The sequence below is a fragment of the Haliscomenobacter sp. genome (genome assembly GCF_965225875.1).
Classification (GTDB): domain Bacteria; phylum Bacteroidota; class Bacteroidia; order Chitinophagales; family Saprospiraceae; genus Haliscomenobacter.
Map to the genome: position 1 here is coordinate 489167 of NZ_CBDDBS010000002.1, position 18217 is coordinate 507383.

At 48.3% G+C, this 18217-nt stretch carries 13 protein-coding genes; 10 read left to right on the forward strand and 3 right to left on the reverse strand.

Features of this window, described 5'->3' with window-relative positions; all coding sequences use genetic code 11:
* Positions 1–8 precede the first annotated feature (8 nt).
* The 7 genes from ACO08K_RS04900 to ACO08K_RS04930 all read left to right on the forward strand — a co-directional run bounded on the left by ACO08K_RS04900 (position 9) and on the right by ACO08K_RS04930 (position 10555).
* Positions 9–1850 (forward strand): RagB/SusD family nutrient uptake outer membrane protein, encoded by a 1842-nt coding sequence (locus tag ACO08K_RS04900; protein WP_421795283.1) that lies wholly within the window; start codon positions 9–11, stop codon positions 1848–1850.
* A 133-nt stretch (positions 1851–1983) separates the two neighbouring features.
* Positions 1984–5349, forward strand: a complete 3366-nt coding sequence (locus ACO08K_RS04905; RefSeq protein ID WP_421795284.1) for a VCBS repeat-containing protein — start codon at positions 1984–1986, stop codon at positions 5347–5349.
* Positions 5350–5557: 208 nt separating this feature from the next.
* Positions 5558–6880 carry a vanadium-dependent haloperoxidase gene (locus tag ACO08K_RS04910; protein ID WP_421795285.1) on the forward strand — a complete coding sequence of 441 codons (1323 nt, stop codon included), beginning with the start codon at positions 5558–5560 and terminating at the stop codon, positions 6878–6880.
* A gap of 256 nt (positions 6881–7136) precedes the next feature.
* The gene (gene rlmH / locus ACO08K_RS04915; protein WP_421795286.1) at positions 7137–7610 is read left to right on the forward strand and encodes a 23S rRNA (pseudouridine(1915)-N(3))-methyltransferase RlmH; all 474 of its coding nucleotides are present in this window, start codon (positions 7137–7139) and stop codon (positions 7608–7610) included.
* A 5-nt stretch (positions 7611–7615) separates the two neighbouring features.
* Positions 7616–8239 carry a rhomboid family intramembrane serine protease gene (locus ACO08K_RS04920; RefSeq protein ID WP_421795287.1) on the forward strand — a complete coding sequence of 208 codons (624 nt, stop codon included), beginning with the start codon at positions 7616–7618 and terminating at the stop codon, positions 8237–8239.
* Positions 8240–8284: 45 nt separating this feature from the next.
* Positions 8285–9040: a YdcF family protein gene (locus ACO08K_RS04925; RefSeq protein ID WP_421795288.1), complete on the forward strand. Its 756-nt coding sequence runs from the start codon at positions 8285–8287 to the stop codon at positions 9038–9040.
* A gap of 117 nt (positions 9041–9157) precedes the next feature.
* Positions 9158–10555 (forward strand): hypothetical protein, encoded by a 1398-nt coding sequence (locus ACO08K_RS04930; RefSeq protein ID WP_421795289.1) that lies wholly within the window; start codon positions 9158–9160, stop codon positions 10553–10555.
* Here ACO08K_RS04930 and ACO08K_RS04935 read toward each other — a convergent pair.
* Positions 10552–10869: a winged helix-turn-helix transcriptional regulator gene (locus ACO08K_RS04935; protein WP_421795290.1), complete on the reverse strand. Its 318-nt coding sequence runs from the start codon at positions 10867–10869 to the stop codon at positions 10552–10554. The genes ACO08K_RS04930 and ACO08K_RS04935 overlap by 4 nt on opposite strands.
* Before the next feature lie 62 nt (positions 10870–10931).
* Here ACO08K_RS04935 and ACO08K_RS04940 point away from each other — a divergent pair, with 62 nt between their 5' ends.
* Together ACO08K_RS04940 and ACO08K_RS04945 are read left to right on the forward strand one after the other, a co-directional pair.
* Positions 10932–11816, forward strand: coding sequence for a ClpXP adapter SpxH family protein (locus tag ACO08K_RS04940; protein WP_421795291.1), 885 nt, complete (start codon positions 10932–10934; stop codon positions 11814–11816).
* Positions 11817–11835: 19 nt separating this feature from the next.
* Entirely contained in the window at positions 11836–12291 is a 456-nt protein-coding gene (locus ACO08K_RS04945) for a DinB family protein (protein WP_421795292.1), read from the forward strand.
* Positions 12292–12505: 214 nt separating this feature from the next.
* Here the strand turns inward: ACO08K_RS04945 and ACO08K_RS04950 are convergent, their stop codons facing one another.
* Positions 12506–14146, reverse strand: coding sequence for a DUF6089 family protein (locus ACO08K_RS04950; RefSeq protein WP_421795293.1), 1641 nt, complete (start codon positions 14144–14146; stop codon positions 12506–12508).
* Positions 14147–14382: 236 nt separating this feature from the next.
* Between ACO08K_RS04950 and ACO08K_RS04955 the strand changes: the two genes are divergently transcribed.
* Entirely contained in the window at positions 14383–15387 is a 1005-nt protein-coding gene (locus tag ACO08K_RS04955) for an NADP-dependent oxidoreductase (RefSeq protein WP_421798287.1), read from the forward strand.
* Between the two features lie 74 nt (positions 15388–15461).
* Here ACO08K_RS04955 and ACO08K_RS04960 read toward each other — a convergent pair whose 3' ends face one another.
* Entirely contained in the window at positions 15462–18215 is a 2754-nt protein-coding gene (locus tag ACO08K_RS04960; protein WP_421795294.1) for a prolyl oligopeptidase family serine peptidase, read from the reverse strand.
* Positions 18216–18217 lie beyond the last annotated feature (2 nt).

Here is an 18217-nt window from a genome sequence, read left to right on the forward strand (position 1 = left end):
ATAAAACGATGAGAAACATCATCATAGGATTAATTGCAGTTTTGTTCATCAACAGTTGTAATGACGACTTCGTCAATACACAACCCCTGGACCAGTTGGCTCAAACGGCGGTTTGGACGGATGGTTCGCTGGCTGAAGCTTTTGTTTCTGAAATCTACGCCGGACTTGGCAATGGCGGTTTCGACGAGCAAATGAACGCTTCGCTGACCGACGAGACCATCTTCACGCACCCTGGACGGGGTATTACCACCATCACGGAAGGACGCTCCAACCCAGCCGATCCAGGATGGATCAATGGCACCTTAAGCTGGGGCAACATGTACCTGCGGATTCGCGCTGCCAACCTGGCATTGAAAAACCTGGAAGCTCCACAATTCAACAACCCTACCCTGGTAGATCGTTTGAAGGGAGAAGCCAAGTTTATGCGTGCCTACTACTACCAGCAATTGCTGCGTTATTTCGGGGGCGTTCCAATCGTGGATAAGCCTTATGAATTGAGTGACACCGACTTTTTGTCGGCGAGAAATACCTACGAAGAGTGTGTGAACTTCATCGTGAAGGATTGTGATGAAGCCGCTGCATTGTTGGACGGAAAAACGCTGGTGGCTGGCCGGGCCACCAAAGCTGCTGCCCTGGCGTTGAAGTCTCGCGTATTGTTGTACGCTGCCAGTGACCTGCACGACATTCCAACCGCCAAAGCGAAGTCAAGTGTAATCGCAAGCTACGCCAAGCCAGAATTGGTTGGCTATGTGAGTGGAGACCGCAAAGCACGTTGGGAAAAAGCGCGTGATGCAGCCAAAGCAGTACTGGATTTGCCAGGCTTTGGTTACCAACTTGGTTTGTCGGCTCCAGCTGCACAAGCAGACGCGGTAAACAACTACATGAATGCTTCTTTGTCCCGCAATGGCGGTGAAAAAGAAATCATTCTGGGTCGTTATTTCATCAACGCCAAGCAAGAAAACGGTGGTCGTCAGGGTCTGTTCAACGGTCCTAACGGTTACCACAACTGGGCGGGTAACACGCCGATCCAGCTAATGGTCGATGATTACGAAATGATGGATGGCAGCAAATTTGATTGGACAAATCCAACCCACGCTGCAGCCCCCTATACCAATCGTGATCCACGTTTCTACGCTTCAATTCTTTATGATGGTTCAAACTGGAAGCCACGTACTTCCGATGTTGCATCAAAAGATCCAGCCAACCAAATTCAAACGGGTACTTACGAAGTGATGAATGGTGCCAGCAAAGTGCCACACTTCGGTTTGGATACCCGTAAGAGTACCGTGGAAGACTGGAATGGCAGCTACACTGGCTATTACGCACGGAAGTTCATCGATCCAAACCCATCCATTGTTGACCAAAACACCTGGCAACAAATTCCATGGCCAACTTTGCGTTACACTGAAGCCATCTTCAACTACGCTGAGGCTTTGATCGAATTGGGTGACGACGCTACTGCGCGTACCTGGCTCAACAAGATTCGTTTCCGCGCAGGTATGCCTGCCCTGACCGAATCCGGTGATGCCCTCAAGCAACGCATGCGCAACGAAAAACGCATCGAAATGTACCTGGAAGAGCAGCGTTATCACGATACGCGCCGATGGATGATTGCGCCCACCACCCTGGGCCGCAAAGCCAATGGTATCAACATCACCGGTACCTTGAAAGCGGGCAAAAACGTGACATTGTACAAGTACGATCCGACCAATTACGATTATACTTACAAGGTCTTTGAAATTGACCCAGGTAAGGAAAACCGCGCCTGGTTGGATAAACAGTACTACTTGCCGATCCATCGCGATGAGATGAACCGGAACAATAAACTGGTTCAAAACCCAGGGTACTAATCCTGAGTTAGTCTACTGAAATAAATGCAAGGGGCGCAAAAGAACGAATGGTCTTTTGTGCCCCTTTGCTTTGCTTTTAGGGCCTTTGTGCTAAATTTGTGCCTACCACATACCTTTTGAAACAATGCCAACAATGAGCGCCATCCATACCTATCTGAAAGTAAGTGCTTTCCTTTGCCTTCTTTTGTTTTTATGCCAATGCAAAAAAAGTACTACCCCCGGGAACGCTCCCGCTGATGCCCTGTTTACCTTGCTTGACCCTGCTAAAACGGGCGTAGATTTCCAAAATGCCATCACTGAAGGCCTCAATACCAACGTCCTCATGTATGAATACTTCTACAACGGTGGCGGCGTAGCAGTAGGCGATGTCAACAACGATGGTCTCGACGACTTGTATTTCACCAGCAACATGCAATCCAATCGCCTTTATTTGAACAAGGGCAACATGGTTTTTGAAGACATCACCATTGGCGCAGGTGTAACGGGCCGGGAAGGGCCCTGGAAAACGGGTACCACCATGGCCGATGTGAATGGCGATGGATTGTTGGATATTTATGTTTGTTATTCGGGTAGCGTGAGCCCCGAAGCTCGCGCAAATCAACTGTTCATCAATCAAGGGGTAGACCCCAATGGCAAACCCGTTTTCACTGAAAAAGCCGCTGAATACGGCCTCAACAGCCCTGGTACCAGCACCCAGGCCAGTTTTTTTGACTACGATAAGGACGGGGATCTGGACATGTTTTTGCTGAACCACAACCCGCGCTCGCTCCCAGTTTTGGATGAGGCTACCACCGCCGAAATCCTCAAAGTAGACGACCCAGAAAATGGCATGCGCCTGTTTCGCCAGGATAAAGGCCCCGATGGGCAACCCTTGTTTAAAGACATTACCCAACAAGCTGGCTTACTCAGCTCAGCTCTTTCCTACGGCCTGGGGGCCGCTATGGCCGACTACAACGGCGACGGTTGGATCGACATGTACATTTCCAACGACTACACCATTCCCGACTTTTTGTACATCAACAATCAGCGGGGAGGTTTTGTCAATCAAATCAATACCAGCATCGGGCATTTTTCCCATTTCTCGATGGGCAGCGACGCCGCTGACGTTAACAACGACGGCCTGGTGGATATTTTCACCCTTGACATGTTGCCCGAAGACAATCGCCGTCAGAAACTCCTAATGGCCCCGGACAACTACGAAAAATTTGACTTCAACCTCCGGGTAGGCTTTGGTCACCAGTACATGCGCAACATGCTCCAGATCAACCAGGGCCTGGTCAATGGCACTTTGACCTTTACCGAAATGGGGCAATTGGCGGGTATTTCCAGTACCGACTGGAGTTGGGCTGCGCTTTTTGCCGATTACGACAACGATGGTTGGAAAGACCTCTACATCACCAATGGTTACCTGCGCGACTACACCAACCTCGACTTCCTGAAATACATGGGCGATTACGTCCAAAACAACCAGGGTAATATCCAGCGCCAAAACGTCTTGGAACTGGTGCAGCAAATCCCGGCTTCCAACCTCAGCAATTACGTCTTCAAAAACAAGGATGGCCTGAGTTTTGAAAACCAAAGCCAGGCCTGGGGCATCGCCCAACCTTCCAATAGCAACGGCGCCGCTTACTCCGACTTGGACAATGACGGCGATTTGGACCTGGTGGTGAACAACATCAATCTGGCAGCGGCCATCTATCAAAACGAAGCAGACAAACGATTTAAACACCATTACCTAAAAGTTAAACTGGAAGGTGATGGGCAAAACAAGCTAGGCCTGGGTGCCAAAGTGACCATTTTCCAGGGCAATAAAATGCAGTACCTAGAACAAATGCCAACCCGTGGGTATCAATCCAGCGTTACGCCGGTTTTGCATTTTGGATTGGGCGAAAGCAGCTCAATTGACAGCCTCAAAATAACCTGGTTGAGTGGCAAAACTGAGGTTTTGCGTCAGGTAAAGGCCGACCAACAATTGACTTTGAGTGAAAAAAATGCGGGGGCTCAAGCTTCAAAAACAGCACCAATCACTCCGGCTATTTTTAAAGAAGTAGCCAGCCCGATTGCCTATACCGCAGCTAGTAACAACCTCAATGATTTTAAACGCCAACCCCTACTCAGTAACCCGCTCTCCCAGGTTGGGCCTTGTATGACCAAGGGCGATGCAAACGGGGATGGCCTGGAAGATGTATACGTTGGAGGTGGCAGTGGCCAGGCCGGGGCCTTGTTTTTGCAAAATAAAAATGGCTCGTTCACGCGGAAAAACCAGGCCGCTTTTGAAGCCGACAAAGCCAGCGATGATGCCGATGCCCTGTTCTTTGACGCCAATGGCGATGGGTCAGCAGACTTGTACGTGTGCAGCGGAGGTTATGCCAATTTTATGCCCGAGGATGCAGCCTTGCAAGACCGCCTGTACCTGAACGATGGCAAAGGCAATTTCAGCAAAAGTGCCAAGGCCCTGCCGAAGATGCTGGTCAGCAAAAGTTGTGTTCGCGCAGCAGATGTGAACGGCGATAGGAAAATGGACTTGTTTGTTGGTGGCCGGGTAGTTCCAGGTCGTTACCCAGAAATCCCGCGCAGCTACCTCTTGATCAACGATGGTAAGGGGCTGTTCAAAGACCAAACTTCCAGCCTCGCGCCTACCCTGTCGAACATCGGCCTGGTTAGCGATGCAGCATGGCATGATTTGAACGGGGATAAAAAGCCGGAACTGATCATTGTAGGTGAGTTTATGCCGATTACGGTTTTGGGGCAAAAAAATGGAAAATGGGCCGAAGTGAGTGGGGATTATTTTGACAAAAAATACGCAGGCTGTTGGAATAAACTCCTACTCGAAGACCTAACCGGAGATGGAAAAATGGATCTGCTGGTTGGAAACCTGGGCCAAAACTCCCAGCTCAAAGCTAGCGATAAGGAACCCGCAGAATTGTACTTCAAAGATTTTGACGACAATGGCGCGGTGGATCCCATCCTTTGTTTTTTCAAACAGGGCACCAGTTATCCATACGTTACCCGTGATGAACTGTTGGACCAAATGAGCATCATGCGGGGTCGATTCCCGGATTACAAAAGTTATGCGGATGCGACGCTGAAGGAAGTGTTTACCGCTGATGAACTGAAGGGCGCTACCCGCTTGGAAGCCAATTTTCTCAAAACCGCCTTGTTTGTAGCTGATGCCAAAGGGAAGTTTCAGGAAAAAGCGCTGCCCCTGGAGGTTCAGGCATCACCCATTTTTGCCATCAGCAGCCTCGATTATGATCAGGATGGGAAAAAGGATTTGTTCCTGGGGGGAAACATCAGCAAAGCCCGTTTGAAATTTGGCAAATACGATGCGAATTATGGCCTGATCTTGCGGGGAGATGGAAAAGGGGCATTCAGTGCAGTTCCACAAAAACAGGCAGGTTTGCGGCTGGTTGGGGATGTAAGGAGTGTGCTGGTGGTGCAGGACAAGTTGATTGTTGGGGTGCACCAACAGCCAGTGAAAGCATTTACCTGGGATTGATTTTAAAGGTTAATTTTAATTTCTTTAGCACTATGTTTTTATTCAAAGTATTGCGCTAAAGAACTTTTCAAAAGGCTGAACCTTTTGAAAAGGCGCATTTAGATTAAAGGTTACACTCAACTCTATGCCCCTTTTCGAAAGTTTCAGACTTTCGAAAAGTTAACCTTTGCAACATCTTCGAACTAAGTTAACCGACTAAATTTTAATCATGATTGATTTTAAGCGACATATAAGACCATCCTTGTATGGTTGTTTATTGCTGTTTTTTTTGATCAGCTGTCAGAAAAAGGCAGCAGTCAGCCCCGAAATCAGCTCCAGTGACATCTCCAAAGTCATCACCCAAATGACCGACGTGATGATCCACGACGTGAGCAATCCACCCCTCGCTGCCCGATTCTTTTCGTACACCTGTCTGGCCGCTTATGAAGTGATCGCCCTGCACGACTCGGAATTCCCTTCCATGCACGGCAGGTTGAACGATTTCCCCAAAATTGAAAAACCCGGTACCACTGGTGAGTACGACTACCAACTGGCCGCCGCCCTAGCCATGTACGAAACCGCCAAAAAACTCCAACCCTCCGGCCCAAGACTGGATACTTTGGGAAAAAAATGGCTGGATTCATTAAAAATATCCGGCGTTGACCCTGTTCAATTGGATAATGCCCTGGCTTATGCCCAGGCCATCAGCGCCCAAATCCTGGCCTACGCTAAGGCCGACCGCTACAACCGCATCAGCAATTATCCGCGCTATACGCCACTGGGGACTGAAGGTTCCTGGTATCCCACTCCGCCGGGTTATTTTGCTCCGGTAGAACCCTATTTCAATACCATTCGCCCCTTCACCCTCGATTCAGCGGCGCAATTCAAACCCGCACCGCCAGAGCCTTTTTCAGCGGATAAAAAATCCGGCTTTTATGCTCAAATGCAAGAGGTATATGCCCAGGATTTGACCAAAGAGAAACAGGAAATTGCCGCTTTTTGGGATTGCAACCCCTTTGCCCTACAAGACAACGGCCACTTGATGGTGGGTATGAAAAAAATCTCTCCTGGCGCACATTGGATGGGCATTGCCGGGATTGCCTGCCAACAAAGTAAGGCGAGTGTGGCCAAAACCATCCAGGTGTACACCGCCCTGGCCATTGGCCTGATGGACGGCTTTTACTGCTGCTGGGATGAAAAATACCGCAGCAACCGCATCCGCCCGGAAACGGCCATCCGCAAGTACATCGACCCAAAGTGGAAGCCCTTCCTGCAAACACCACCGTTCCCGGAATACCTCAGCGGGCACTCCACCATTTCTTCGGCGGCAGCCACCATTTTGACCCATTTTTTTGGCGATAACTTTGCTTACACAGATACAGTCGAAGAGCGTTTTGGCTTAAAAAAACGGTCTTTTACTTCTTTTAAACAGGCGGCGGCTGAGGCGGGGATTTCGAGGCTATATGGTGGGATTCACTTTATTGATGCGATTACAAATGGACAGAAGCAAGGAGAAAAAGTGGGGGAATTGGTGCTTGGGAAGGTGCTGTAGGTTCTTGAACAAGGCCTCTTTTGCAAAAATCGCTTAGCTTAGCTGCACAGATGCCCTTAGGCTGAACGCAAAAACTTCTTAGGTGAACCCCTTAGATGAACTTAGGTGCCTTAGGTGGTGAAAACAAAAAAATGCCCTGCGAAGCAGGGCCCTTGTTCACCACCTAAGGCACCTAAGTTCATCTAAGGGGTTCACCTAAGAAATTGTGCGCCTACGGCGCAAGCAGAGTAAAGAATTTATGTTTTAACAAGATGTAATGAAAACCACCTTCTCCTACATTGGCAAAACCGCCGACAAATACCTCGAAGAGGGCTGCAGCATTTACGAACGCCGCCTGAAGCACTATTTGTCTTACGAAACCGTGCTGATCCCCGACATCAAAAACGGTGGCAAACTCGAGCCAGAACAACTCAAAATCAAGGAAGGAGAACAAATTCTGCAACGCCTGAAAAATGACGACTGCCTCATATTGCTGGATGAGCGGGGCAAGGTCTACACCTCCGAGCAATTTGCAGCCAATATGGATCAGTGGTTTCAAGCCCCTTACAAACGCCTCGTTTTTCAGGTAGGAGGTGCTTTTGGTTTTTCCGAAGCGGTGTATCAACGCGCGAATTATAAACTTTCCCTGTCGGCGATGACATTTTCCCACCAGATGATTCGTTTGTTTTTTTTAGAGCAACTGTACCGTGCGATGACTATCTTGCGCAATGAACCATATCACAACAGTTAACTGCAATGGAGCAATTGAACTTTACCTTGGCATTGTTGGTGCTGACCGGCCTGATCTCCTGGCAAGCCTTTAGTCGGCCCGACATGTACAACAAACTCATGTTTATTCCCTACGAAATGAAGCGGCAAAACGATTATTTCCGCTTCCTCACCCACGGAATGGTGCATGCAGATGGCAATCACTTGTTGTTCAACCTGATCACCCTGTGGATGTTTGGAGTAGGCATTGAGTATTATTTCAAAGCTTATTTTGGCCCACAAGTTGGCATCACGCTATACATCTTGTTCTATTTCAGCGGGATCGTTTTGTCGGCCTTGCCTGATTATTTCCGGCATCGGGACAATCCGAGTTATCGGGCTGTCGGGGCATCAGGAGGAGTATCCGCAGTGGTTTTTGGTTACATCTTTATGAATCCCTGGGATAAGGTATTTTGGATCATCCCAGCAGGCATTTATGGCGTACTTTACCTGGCTTACTCCGCTTACATGGATCGTTACGGCAATGACAACATTGGCCACAATGCGCATTTTTGGGGCGGTTTATACGGAATTGTTTTTGTGTACAGCCTACTGAAATTGACACGACCTGAAGTTTTGAGCATCATTTTTCAGAGCTATTTTTCATTTTGATCGTTGGGGCAACCACGCAGGGTTGCCCGTACCAAAATAGGTGTTATGTTTTTTTTCCTATCCAAAGCCTTATTGTTTTTGATTCGCCCAATGTTTTGGGTTATGATTCTGGCGTTTCTCGCATTCATCAGTAAACGAGCGGCCCGGCGTCGACGTTATGCCTTGATCTTGTTGGTCGTGTTGATATTGTTCAGCAATAGGGGTTTGTATGAGGCTGTTTGCGGCATGTGGGAATTGCCACCCCAAAAACTGACTCAATCTTACGATATAGGTATTTTGTTGGGCGGTTACAGCAATTCCAATGGTTACCCTCAGGATGGGCGGCATCATTTCAACTCCAGTGTGAATCGCCTGACGCAAACTTTAGAGTTGTATCAGCAAGGCAAAATCAGGAACATTTTGCTCACCGGAGGTTCTTCAAACATCATTACCAAAGGCAAGTTAGAATCGCAGGAGGTGGTTGACTTTGTAGAAGACATGGGGATTGACCGCAAAGTGGTGATTGTAGAACCGCAAGCCCGCAATACCTGGGAAAACGCCCAATTCTCCACGAAAATCATCAAGGCCAAATACCCTCAGGCCACCTGTCTGCTGATCACCTCGGCCTGGCACATGCGGCGAGCGCGTGCTTGTTTTCGCAAGGCTGGACTGGAGTTTGACTATTACTGTACCGATTATAAAAGCACCGATCTGGGGGGCTGGGCCTGGGTTCAGTTTGACCCAGCCGTACTGGGCGATTGGGAAGGGTTGTTCAAAGAATGGGTGGGAATGTTGGTGTATGCAATGAGGGGCTACGTTTAATGTTGAGAAGTTGAGGAGTTGAGAAGTTTAGGCTTACGCAGCGACTTGGACAAGGTCTTTGTCAAAGACGCTGCGGAAGCCTAAACTTCTCAACTCCTCAACTCCTAAACCATCACTATGAATCAGGTAACTGAGGATGAAATCAAGAAGGAGGTACTGAAATTTCTGCGGGGGTATTACAAGAGTCGCCCGCGGGCTAGTGATATTGAAGTCAGTTCGGATTTACGTGGAGTTGGCGGGATTGTAGCCGACGGGTTCCTGGCCTTCAAAGAAGAAGATGGCCGCAATTTTATCATCACTTTTGAAGCTACGGACTATCATAGACGTGATGAACTGCGTTTTACCATTCTTAAGCAGTTGATTGGGTGGGATGCAGCAGCTATGGCTTATTTGACAGTAGCCTTGTTGTTTATTTTAGCCCATGTCCAAAAGTGGTTGGCCTTGTTGCCCCATTACTTTTTGTGGGGTGTAATTTTACTACAGGTTATCATTTTTTTATTTGGACTCACCTGGTATTATCTGTTGCGCTCCTTGCCTCGTTACCGCTACATTTACGCCATTGCCCAATTCAACCAGTATTTTGCCGATGATCAGTGGGTGGCCTATGCCCACGATGTGTTTTCAGGTTATGAAGATCCCTACTTCAAAGAATTGCGGCGGCAGTGTATTCACAATGGTTTCGGGATGGTTGAAGTAGGGGAAGACCTCAAGGTGAAACTCCACATGGCACCTTCCATTGACGATCCGGATTTTCAACTCAAACGCCGGGTGGTGCAGTTTTTTACCAAAAATGATTTCACCCAATTCGTGGAGAAAAACATCAGCACCCGCGATTGGTGGACCCAATTTGTAGACTGGCTCAACAACTTACCCTTGCGTCAAAATCTCCAAAACCTGCTGCGTTTTGAACGGCCAGTGTACAAACAAATCGGGGTTATTTTGGCTTGTATTGGAGCCATGACCTTGATATTGGCGCGGGAATTCAAAAAGAAACCCATTCGCTACGTCAATGAAGCCACGTATGAGCAACAAATGACCACCTACATGCAGCGCCTGTACGGCAATGAAAATTTGATTCAGGACATTATACTCGACTCTACTGATATTAAACCTTTTGTAAAAAATAGTCTGCCTTATATCTATCGTCCAGAATCGAGTTTGACGCCCGAAGAAGCCAGAAATCTCCGCGAAAAAATTGTAGTGTATACGTCTAAGGGCTTTATTCACTATCCCTGCAGCCGTTTGCGCAGCGTCGGAGATCAACGCTTCATGGTGCGTATGGGCGTGTTTTACGACAGCGATTTGCTCAAACGGGCGATTGGGCGCTTCCGCAGACTGGGCGTACCCGTCAATGGCATCTGGGGGCCCTGTTTTTTTCCAAACGGCAAATACTACATCCTGTTTTTGGAGGATTTGTACCCGAGTCGGCAAGAAGCCCTCGAGGCTATGACCGAAACCAAAGCCAAACTTAGCCCGGCAGGAATCAAACTGGATATTTTGATTGAGAAAATTTAAATATTGGCCAATTGTTCCAGGTTTCTGAATACGGGGACCAAAGCCAGCCCTTTTTCCGATAGTACATATTCGATGTGCAATGGTTTTTGCTTGATTGTTGTTTTAACCAACAATCCCGCTTCTTCCAATTCCTTTAGAGCCAAGGCAATGGACTGTTTATTCGCGTCTGGCAATTGCCGCAGCAAGGCATTGAAGCGCAAAGGATGTTCCAAGGCAAGGCGAAAAATCTGGGCTTTCCACTTCCCCGCCAAAAGTTTGAGAAGCCCTTCAGCTGGGCAAGCTTCTTCACTATTTTCTTGATTGTGGGTAGTCATATTTTTTTGACTTCTTGTGCTGCAAAGGTTAACAAGCGACCTTTGCAAAAAGTTATACTACCATGAATATTGAAACTAAAAAAACAAATGCCATGCTTTGCGACCCGGAAACAGGGGTGTGTGAAATTCCTGAAAAAGAAGTAAAACCTATCCGCATCACCTATTTTACCGACCCCATTTGCTCCGCTTGTTGGGGAGTGGAGCCCCAGCTGCGTAAACTCAATCTGGAATACGGCGATTATTTTGACATTGAGTATTTTATGGGCGGCTTATTGCCTTCCTGGGAGATCTACAACAGCGGCGGCATCAGCAAGGCTAGTGACGTAGCGCCGCATTGGGATGAAGTGAGTGCCCATTACGAAATGCCCATCGATGGCGATGTTTGGTTGGAAGACCCCCTCCCCTCTTCTTACCCACCTTCGGTGGCTTTTAAGGCAGCCCAGTTGCAAAGCGAGGCCCTGGCGATAAACTTTCTGCGCAACATTCGGGAAAAGGTATTTTTGGAAAAAAAGAACATCACCCGCTGGGAGCACTTGGCTCAAGCAGCCCTGGAAACCGGACTGGATGTGGCCCAGTTCAAAAGTGATTACGAAGGTCGGGCGCAGGATCTTTTTCAGGCCGATTTAACTTTTGCCCGCCAGATGGGAGTTAGAAGTTTTCCCACCTTCTTTTTTACGGATGCGGAGCTGAATCGTTTGACGGTTTACGGGTTTCGGCCTTATGATTTATTTGAACAAACTTTGCTCAAATTACACCCTCAAGCCAGCAAAAAAAACATTGATCCAAATGAAGTTTTTCAGCACTATCCAAGCCTGACTACCAAGGAGTTTACGCTATTGACCGGGCGTGATTTTCAAGCTGCCGAGCTGGAGTTAGAAAAAACTTTTTTGCAAGGTAAACTTCAAAAATTATCAACCAAAAACGGCAATCTCTGGAGGGAGATTTAGTATACTTGTTTAAAAAAAGATGCACCCACTCACCGAAACCTGGCACATCAACAACCGCATCAACCTGTACTTGCTCGACGCCATTGCAGAAACCTCCTTCGTGGATGTTTCTGCCTCCAAAGGCCGTAATGTGGGCGAGCAGTTTGCACACCTGCACAACGTCCGCCTGATGTGGCTCAAATCAGCTCAACCCGATTTATTGGCGCTGGCTGAAAAAATTGAAAAGGAAAACATCAGCAAATTGCTCCTGGTCGAGCAACTGCAAAAAAGTGGGGAAGCCATCGCCCAGTTGTTTGAAATCGGTGTAGTTGAAGGGCGAATCAAGGGTTTCAAACCCCATCCAACTGGTTTCCTTGGTTATTTAATTGCCCATGAGGCCCACCACCGGGGGCAAATCGCCCTGACCCTGAAACAATCTGGGCACCCGCTGGATAAAAAAGTTTCTTTTGGTTTGTGGGAATGGGGGACTCGATAAATGTGCATAAACACTAAGGTGGCCCCTAAGGTGAACTAAGGTGTCTGAGGTGGTGGAAAAGAAAAAAGTCCTGCGGTGCAGGACGCCCTCTCACCACCTCAGACACCTTAGTTCACCTTAGGGGCCACCTTAGAAGTTAGGCCTAAATCTCAATGGTATCAAAGCTTCCAAAGCTTTAATACACCTAACTTCTTATCCTGAAACTTCCAGTCGTTCACTGTTGCTCCACCCGAAACTCAACTCTACGGTTTTGTTTCCGCCCAGCAGGAGTACGGTTATCGGCAATGGGTTTACTTTCTCCAAATCCTTGAGTACGCAGATTTGCTGCGTTGATGCCTTTGCTTTGAAGATACAGTGCACATGTTTGTACACGGTTTTCAGACAAACGTTGGTTTGCAGCCGCATCGCCCACATCATCCGTATGGCCTTCGATCATCAGTTTAAATTCTGGGTAACGCTGCATCACTTCCGCAACTTTGTCCAAAACCTCCAATGAAGAAGGTAGTAATTTAGCACTATTGGTTTCAAAATTGACGTTGCTCATCGCAAAGGCCAAGATTGCTTTATCCTCTGATTTAATTTCTGGACACCCATTGTTTGACTGCAAACCAAAGGTGTTTGGGCATTTGTCTTTACGGTCTTCAACCCCATCGTTGTCGGAATCCGGGCAACCATTGAATTGTTTCCAGCCAGCAATAGTAGGGCATTCATCGTCCTTGTCGGCTATACCGTCTTTATCTTGGTCGGGGCAGCCATTCATACTTGCAGGACCAGCCTGATCAGGGCACTGGTCTTGATCATTGATTACACCATCGCCGTCATTGTCTGGGCAGCCTTGTTGAGCACTTATTCCTGCCACAGTTGGGCATTTGTCTTCCTTGTCAGGAATCCCATCGCCGTCGGTATCAGGGCAGCCAGAAAAACGAACTGAACCAGCCACATCCGGGCAGGTATCTTCCGCATCAGCAATGCCATCACCGTCTTTATCAGGACAACCTTCAAGGTGTTTCAGTCCGGCGACATCGGGGCATTTATCATTTTTGTCCGCCACTCCATCTTCATCTGCATCGGGGCAACCTTGCAATGTAGCCTTTCCTGCAATGGTAGGACATTTGTCTTCCGTATCCACTACCCCATCACGGTCAGTATCTTTTTCACTCAAATGGAACCCCAGGGAAATGCCACCAATATTGTATGCATCCTTATCTTTCGGATCACCGGACACTTTTACCCCATCAATGTAGTCCGTAAAAGTAAGGCGGTAACCAAATTCAAGCCCCAGGTAAATATTCCTGCTCAAATCAGCTTTCACTCCAATTCCCATGGGGATCACCAGGTTTGTTTTTGGTTTTTTCGCGGCTCTGTCCTGTGCTTCTTCAGTTTTCAGCACTCCACCATAAGAAACCGAGGGGTTGATGAACCCAAGTCCCAAACCACTCGTCAGGTATGGAACCAGTCGAAGTTTAAAGGGTGCACCATAAGCAGGGGCAGGTATTTTTTTAATCAGGCTATATTCTCCATTAAATCCCAGCTCAATCAGTGCTGTAGAGAAATCGGTATTCCGCACTCGGTTTTCATCGTAATCTGAATCAGATGCATTCAAGCGCCCGGAGTAAAAATTTGCTCTCCAGGCAAGCCGATTGGTCCAATCTTGACTTATAAAAAAGCCGTAGGCAAAGTTTGGGTTGTTGAACGTAAATTTGGGCACAACCAAATCACCCAAAACATTGGAATACCCCAAAAACAAACCAGCGTTCCAGGTTTCTTTAGCCAGGGAGGGAGCATTTTGGGTTTGTTGGGCCATCACCATAAACGGTAGTACCAGTAAAAGACCAACAAGTGTAGTTTTTCTCATGTATTGAAGATTAAAAAGTACAGGAAATAGTTGAAGGGAATCAGTAGATAGACAATAAAGCTCTTTTGAAAAAATATACTTTAGGACGTAATGGCCTGGACGTAGTCACTAAATCATACCTTGGTTACCAACAGAACAATCAGATCAATCTCTACATTCATTTAAATTTATCTAACTTTCGAAGTGGAAATCGTTTTTTCCGCTTAGCAGCCTATTGCTGCAAAACCAAAGGCATGATGACAAACAAACAACTCATCCTGGTTAAACGACCAGTTGGATTACCCGAAGCTGATACCTGGAAATTAGAGGCACAGCCTGTGCCTGAATTGGCCGAAGGCCAGGCCTTGATCCAGCAGTATTACATCTCTCTCGACCCTGCTATGCGGGGTTGGCTAAACGATAGCAAGTCTTACATTCCGCCCGTAGGCATCGGCGAGGTGATGCGTGCAGGCTCAGTCGGCCAGGTGATTGCCGTCAATCAACATCCCAATCTGGCCGTAGGGGATTATGTATCCGGCAATGGTGGGGTGCAGCAATATGTGGTAACAGAAGGGAAGGGCTGGTTCAAAGTAGACCCCACGCTGGCTTCTTTGCCCACTTACATCGGCACCCTGGGTATGCCCGGACAAACGGCTTATCACGGTCTGCTGGACGTGGGACAGGCCAAAGCTGGTGACGTTGTGCTGGTTTCCGGAGCTGCGGGTGCAGTAGGTAGTGTGGTGGGGCAAATTGCCAAAATCAAAGGCTGCAAAGTGGTAGGCATTGCTGGTGGCTCCCACAACATCCGCTACATTTTGGACGAACTGGGCTTCGACGGGGCTATCGACTACAAAAACGAAGATGTAAAAGCCGGTTTAAAACGGGAATGCCCCGATGGTGTGGACGTTTATTTTGACAATGTCGGCGGTGAAATCCTCAACATCGCGCTTACTCGCCTGCGCTTCAAAGCCCGGGTAGTGATTTGTGGTGCGATTTCACAATACAACAACACCACACCCGTAGCTGGTCCCAGCAATTACCTATCCCTGCTCGTCAATCGGGCACGTATGGAAGGAATGGTGGTCTTCGATTACGCCAAAAACTACGGCACCGCCGCCCGCGAAATGGCCCAATGGATTCAGGAAGGCAAGCTCAAAACCCGCGAGGACGTCTACGAGGGGATTGAGAACTTTTACGAGACTTTCTTGAGGTTGTTTACGGGGGAGAAAAATGGGAAGTTGGTGTTGAAAGTGCTTGAATAATGATAAATGATGAGTGATAAGTGATGAATTTTACTCAACAACCAATTCATCACTCATCATTTATCATTCATCAATTATTTCACGCCTTTCTCAATCGCCGCAACCCCCTTTTCCATCCACACCGGCTTCGGCGCACCTTTCAAATAGTGCTCAAAAAACTGCAACATCCGCAATTGGAAGTCCTTGCGGTTTTGTAGTTTGACCAGACCGTGGCCTTCTTCGTTGTAGTTCAGCAACCAGGCGGGTTTGCCCAGGCGGCGCAGGCCCATGTAAAATTCGATGCCCTGATACCAGGGAACTGCTCCGTCCTTATCATTGGCCATGATCAGCAGTGGAGTACTCACCTTATCGATGAAAAAGATGGGGGAATTTTCCAGGTAACGCAGTGGTTTTTCCCAAAGGGTCCCACCAATCCGGCTTTGGGTATGCTCGTACTGGAACATGCGGCTCATGCCACTTTCCCAACGAATTCCGCCATAGGCCGACACCATGTTTACCACGGGTGCGCCCGATTCTGCACACTTGAAGATATTCGTTTTGGTGACCAGGTAGGCAATTTGGTAACCACCCCAACTGTGGCCTTGCACACCCAGGTTGTCTTTGTCCACAAAGCCTTTATCGAGCAATGCAGTTACTCCGGAAATGATCGCGTTTTGGGCACTTTCCCCGGGGTAACCGATGCGGTAAGGGATATCCGGGATAAAGACCAAAAAGCCACGACTGGCCAACTGTGCAAAATTGAGCATGCTGCGGTTGTAGCCCGGCGTCCAGTGGTGGTGCAATTGGTCGGTCATTCGTTCGTAGAAGTAGGTGATCATCGGGTATTTTTTCTTGGGATCAAAACCAGCAGGTTTGATCAGAATACCTCGTAATTTTTGGCCGTCGAGTGCAGTCCATTCCGTCAACTCGGAGGTGCCCCAGAAGAATTCAGCTTGTTGGGGGTTGGCCTGACTGATGGTTTTGATGTTTTGCAGATCAGCGGAATAAACGATGTCCGGGAAAGTTTGGAAATTTTCCCGGGTGAAGATCCAACGATCGGCGTTTTTGGCCTTTTGTACCTGCGAGGAGAAATTGTAGGCCCCTTTTTGCAATGGGCGTTTTTTGCCGCTATGGATGTCGTACCACATGTAGCCTTCCTCTTTACTCAGGTCATTGGTAAAATGCAGCAACAAGGGTTTTACCTCCTCGATCGAACGTTCTTCAGGGTCAGTGCGGATGTAGCGCATTTCCGTTTTTTCCGCCCGCATATTGGTCAGGTTGGTAGGCTTGAGCTGGCCGGTGGGGTCGAGCATCCAGATGTCGTAGCGGTCGTAGGCCATGAAATAGTCGTCTTCACTGGTCCAACCTGCAAAACCATAGGAGTTAGGGTTTTCCGGACTATCGGCCAGTTCGTCGTAAAATTTCACCTTCTCGTTGTTGCTCAATTTGACCAGGCTTTTTTTGGCAATGTTCCAGGCCATCCAGGCGCTATCGGTCAAGCTGTACCAATAGATGTATTTACCCATGGGCGACAGGTTGGGGTTGCCGTGTGCAGCGGTGGCAATTTTTTCATTTTTACCACTTTGTACATCGATCAGGTAAACGTCATTGACGGGTTCGGTGTCCCAGGTCATCTGGATGCGGTAGGGCTTGTTGGAAATGCCCAGGACCTGATTGCCATTGCCTTCGTTGCTCAGGCGAACTTCGGGAATATCCAGGTTCCCCAATTGCACCAATTTACCGTCCGCAACGTGCAGAACACAGGTATAAGAGCGACGGCGATCCTGCTCCAATTGTACTTTTTGCATGGGGTAAATCCGCTCATCCGTGGTAGACCATACTTCTACGTTGACAATCTCTTCCTCCAACAGCGTTGTGTCTGCCAAAATGGGCGGCGGGGCAATGCCAAAGTAGAGCTTGGAGCCATCCTTGGCAAAAGAGAGGTTTCCATTGTCGCTGGGCAACCAATTTTTTGGTAAAAAACTAGCGCCCTGGCCTAGCACCAAACGAGCTTTATCTGCCGTACTTTGCCAATGGTACAAGCCAAAAGGACGAACCCTAGCCTTGGTGGTATCCACGTCCGCCACGAAGGCCAATTGGGTGCCAGGGCGGTCAAACGTGAGTTGTTTGACGTTGCCTTTCTGGGCCAAAACGTGTTTGGTTTGACGGGTTTCACCATCAAATACGTATACGCCGGGCTTTTGCTCGGGATCGCCACCAGTGGTGTACCAGGCAATCCGCGCTTTGTCGCGTGCTAGTTGGTACGACTTGACATAGCCGATCAGCCGTTCTTGATTGGCGCCCAATTCGAGTAAAACCAGGCGGCTGCCATTCTCTTCATTTTCTTTTTTCCAGACAAATTTGGAAGTATCTTTCGGTAAGGCTTTTGCAGGTTCGCGCAAGTAAACCAACCAACCCGACCATTTTTCGGGCATCTGATAGGATTTGACCCCGGCATATTTGCTCAGTTTCATGGTGCGCAGGTCGTAAACCCCAAGGGTATCTTTGGGCAGGTCATCTCTTTTGACCTTGCGCCGCCGCATGTTCATGGTGCTGTCACGAAAGGGTTTAATGATGAAGGCGAGGTAACGGCTGTCCTGGCTGAAGTTGAGGTTTTCGGCCCGGGGCACACTCAGCGTTTTGTCGCTTTGCCCGTCGTACAAGCGCAGTTCACCATCTCCTTCGAGTGGTTTAACGACATAGCCTACCCAACGGCCATCTCCAGATATTTTGGAGGATTCAATGCTTTTCCACTTGGCGATGTCGGCATGCTCCAACATTCTTTTGGCGGGTGTTTGGGAAAAAACAACCAGCGGTAAAAAGCACAACAACAGTAAAAGTCTGGACATAT